Raw genomic sequence first — 3,628 nt, 5'->3', positions numbered from 1 at the left:
GCGGCTGTAGCTCAATGGTAGAGCGCACGCTTCCCAAGCCTGATACGCGGGTTCGATTCCCGTCAGCCGCTCCACATATCGCGCCACCGCCCCGGGACACCTTCGAGGACCCGGGGTTCGTGTTACACATTGCACGCGTCGAGGAGCACCCATGTTGCGCACCATGTTCACCGGAAAGATCCACCGAGCAACCGTCACCCAGGCCGACCTGCACTACGTGGGATCCGTGACCGTGGACCAGGACCTGCTGGATGCGGCCAACATTCTTCCGGGCGAACAGGTGTCCATCGTGGACATCAACAATGGTGCCCGGCTCGAGACCTACACGATCGCCGGCGAGCGCGGCAGCGGCGTGATCGGGATCAACGGTGCCGCCGCCCACCTGGTGCAGCCCGGTGACCTGGTGATCCTGATTTCCTACGGACTCATGGACACCGCGGAAGCCCAGAACTACAACCCCCACGTGGTGCACGTGAACGAGAACAACAAGATCGTGGCCCTGGGTTCGGATCCGGCGGACGCCGTCACCGGCGACATGGTTCGCCCGCCCCAGGCGCGGGACCATGCGCGGGCCCAGGAAGACGCCGCTGTAGCGGCACTGTAGCCACCACGGTGCTTCTCGGTTCCCCGGACCCCGGGGTCGTGCGCGACGAACGGCCCTTACCCGAGAGAACACGCCCGTGAGCGGCGTGTTTTCCGGGTTTTTCATCATTTGGGCCGTCATCGGTGTGGGATTCCTGGTGGGCCGCTCCGGTTTTCTGGGCCCGCACGGACAGGTAGTACTGTCCAAACTCGCGTTCTACGTGGCCTCCCCGCCGCTGTTGTTCCTCACCATCTCGCAGGCGGACATTGCGCAGATCCTGTCCACTCCCCTGCTGATCGCCATGCTCTCCGCGTGGTTGACCATGGGCCTGTACGCGGGCGTCTCACGCTTCGCGCTCAAACGTGATGCCGCCACCGTGGTGATGGGATCCCAGGCCGCCGGTCAGGTCAACGCCGCCAACCTGGGCATCCCCATTGCCGTGTTCGTCCTGGGGGACGCGTCCCAGGTGGCCCCCGTGATGTTGTTCCAGCTGGCCATCAACTCACCCCTCTATCTCACGGCCATGGACACCCTCACCGACGGCGCCAGACCCACCCCGGGCTCGATTCTCAAGAACACGTTCACCAATCCACTGATCGTGGGGTCCCTGCTGGGCATCCTGTTCGGAGCCACCGGATGGCACCTGCCCGATCTGGTGCTGCAGCCCATTGAACTGGTCGCCGGCGCAAGCATCCCCGCCATGCTGCTGGCCTTCGGCATGTCCCTGGTGGGCTCACGACCCCTGTCGGACAAGCGCGAACGCATGGACACTCTGCTTGCCTCCGCGGCAAAGTTGTTCGTCCACCCCGCGCTCGCCCTGCTCTTGGGGCACCTCCTGGGGCTCGAGGGTCATGCCCTGTACGCCACGGTGATCATGGCATCCCTGCCCACTGCTCAAAATCTCTACGTGGCGGCGGTACGGTATAAACGCGCAACCACTGTGAGCCGTGACACGGTCCTGGTCACCACGGTGTTCTCGATGGTCACCATGGCAATCATTGCCGTAGTGCTTTCGTGACCGCGTCGGTCGACAGGTGTGAGATGCCTCACCCATAGACTGAGTAAATGCTGAGCAGCCTGATGACCCTTCCGGGTCCATGGGCTCACTGCCCAGTGGATGACCTTGTCACAGGGGAGGAATCATAGTGAAAGCCACTCACACACCACGCAGGGCGCGGAGGGGACGCCGGATCCGCAGTGCGGTTGCGCTCGCGGGCGCGTCGGCAATGTTGCTGACGGCGTGCGGTTCGCAAGAATCGGGCCCGCCCACGCTGACGTGGTACATCAACCCGGACGACGGCGGGCAGGCCACCATTGCGGAACAATGCTCCGCGGCCTCTGACGGGAAGTACAAGATCGAAACGTCCCTGCTGCCCCGCGATGCGTCCTCGCAGCGAGAGCAGTTGGCCCGGCGATTGGCCGCCGGCGACACGTCCATGGACATCATGAGCCTGGACCCGCCGTTCGTTCCCGAGCTCGCCGAGCCCGGGTTCCTGGCCAAGCCGCCGGCGGACGTGGTCGAAAGGACCACCTCGGACACCCTGGACGGCCCACTCGAGGGCGCCAAGTGGGACGGTGAGATCGTGGCCGTACCGTTCTGGGCCAACACCCAGTTGCTCTGGTACCGCAAGTCGGTCGCACAAGCCGCCGGTCTGGACATGTCCAAGCCGGTCACGTGGGATCAAATCATTGACGCCGCACGCAGCCAGGACAAGTATTTGGGCGTTCAAGGCACCCAGGCCGAGTCCATGACCGTGTGGGTCAACGGACTGGTCGCCTCGGCCGGCGGCCAGATCATCACCTCCGGCGAAGAGGGCCAGGACGCAGAAATCACCTTGGACAGCGAGGCCGGTGAGAAGGCTGCCGAGATCGTGGGCACCATTGGCGAGGAGGGCCTGGGCGGACCGGGTCTACCCACCCAGGACGAAAACTCATCCATGATCCAGTTCCAGGGGGACATGGGCTCGTTCATGGTGAACTGGCCCTTCGTCTGGGCGGCGTCCAACGCCGCCGTGGAAGAAGGTTCGCTGGACAAGTCCCTGGTGGACGATATCGGCTGGGCCCAATGGCCCCGCGTCAATGCCGACACCCCGTCCGCCCCTCCGCTGGGTGGTATCAACATTGGTGTGGGTGCCACTTCCGAAAACCAGGATCTCGCCTGGGAGGCTGTGGAGTGCATCGTCACCCCGGAACACCAGTCGCAGTACTTCGCGACCAACGGCAACCCGCCGTCCTCCGCCAAGGCCTTTGACGACGCCGCGGTGCGTGAGGCGTACCCGCAGGCGTCGGTCATTCGGGAATCCCTGGACAACGCGGCACCGCGCCCGCAGACTCCGTACTACAACGAGATTTCCACCGCCATTCAGCAGGAGTGGACGCCACCGCAGAGCGTGAACGAGAACACGCCTAAAGAGACCACTGCCTTTATTGAGCAAGTCCTGAAGGGAGATGCGCTGCTGTGAGTACCACCGTCGATTCTTCGACCCGAGCACCTGGGACCCAAGCGCCCAAGGCCAAACGGCAGATTTCGGACCGCGTCCGGGCGGAGCGAAAGCTCGGTTGGCTGCTGGCCGGCCCCGCGTTCATCATCATGTTGCTGGTGACCCTGTACCCCATTGTGCAGGCCCTGTACGACTCCCTGTTCTCCTTCCGCCTCACCGCACCCGGGGACAAGGAATTCGTGTTCCTGGGCAACTACGCCACGGTTTTCTCCGACTCCCTGTTCTGGCAGGACCTGGGTGTCACCCTGTTGATCACCGTGGTGACCGTGCTCGTGGAACTCGTGCTGGGTCTGGCCCTCGCACTGGTCATGCACAGTGCGATCAAGGCCACCCGCGGCCTGCTGCGCACCGCGATCCTGGTGCCCTACGGCATCATCACCGTGGTGTCCGCATTCGCGTGGTTCTACGCGTTCGACATCACCACCGGTTACGTGAACAACTGGTTCGACTGGGTGCCCGGTATCGGCCCCGATTTCAACTGGTTCGCTTCCGCAGGCCCGGCGTTGAGCATCATCATGGCGTCCGAGATCTGGAAGACCACGCC

Annotated in this window: 4 protein-coding genes and 1 tRNA gene; all 5 read left to right on the top strand. The window is 64.0% G+C overall.

From position 1 onward, the window contains the following. Positions 1-74: transfer RNA gene (locus Q4E95_RS05415), tRNA-Gly, on the top strand. 77 nt (positions 75-151) lie between these two features. After that, positions 152-604, top strand: coding sequence for an aspartate 1-decarboxylase (gene panD, locus Q4E95_RS05410; RefSeq protein ID WP_129699563.1), 453 nt, complete (start codon positions 152-154; stop codon positions 602-604). A 76-nt stretch (positions 605-680) separates the two neighbouring features. Then, positions 681-1,601: an AEC family transporter gene (locus Q4E95_RS05405; RefSeq protein ID WP_303382342.1), complete on the top strand. Its 921-nt coding sequence runs from the start codon at positions 681-683 to the stop codon at positions 1,599-1,601. Between the two features lie 127 nt (positions 1,602-1,728). After that, positions 1,729-3,045: an extracellular solute-binding protein gene (locus tag Q4E95_RS05400; RefSeq protein ID WP_303382341.1), complete on the top strand. Its 1,317-nt coding sequence runs from the start codon at positions 1,729-1,731 to the stop codon at positions 3,043-3,045. Then, a partial coding sequence (locus Q4E95_RS05395) for a carbohydrate ABC transporter permease (RefSeq protein ID WP_303382340.1) occupies positions 3,042-3,628 on the top strand: 587 nt, incomplete at its 3' end. The genes Q4E95_RS05400 and Q4E95_RS05395, both read left to right, overlap by 4 nt.

The sequence above is a fragment of the Kocuria sp. genome (assembly GCF_030536815.1).
Taxonomy (GTDB): domain Bacteria; phylum Actinomycetota; class Actinomycetes; order Actinomycetales; family Micrococcaceae; genus Kocuria; species Kocuria gwangalliensis.
The sequence above is the reverse complement of the archived record's forward strand: the minus strand, read 5'-3'. Positions and strand labels throughout refer to the sequence as shown.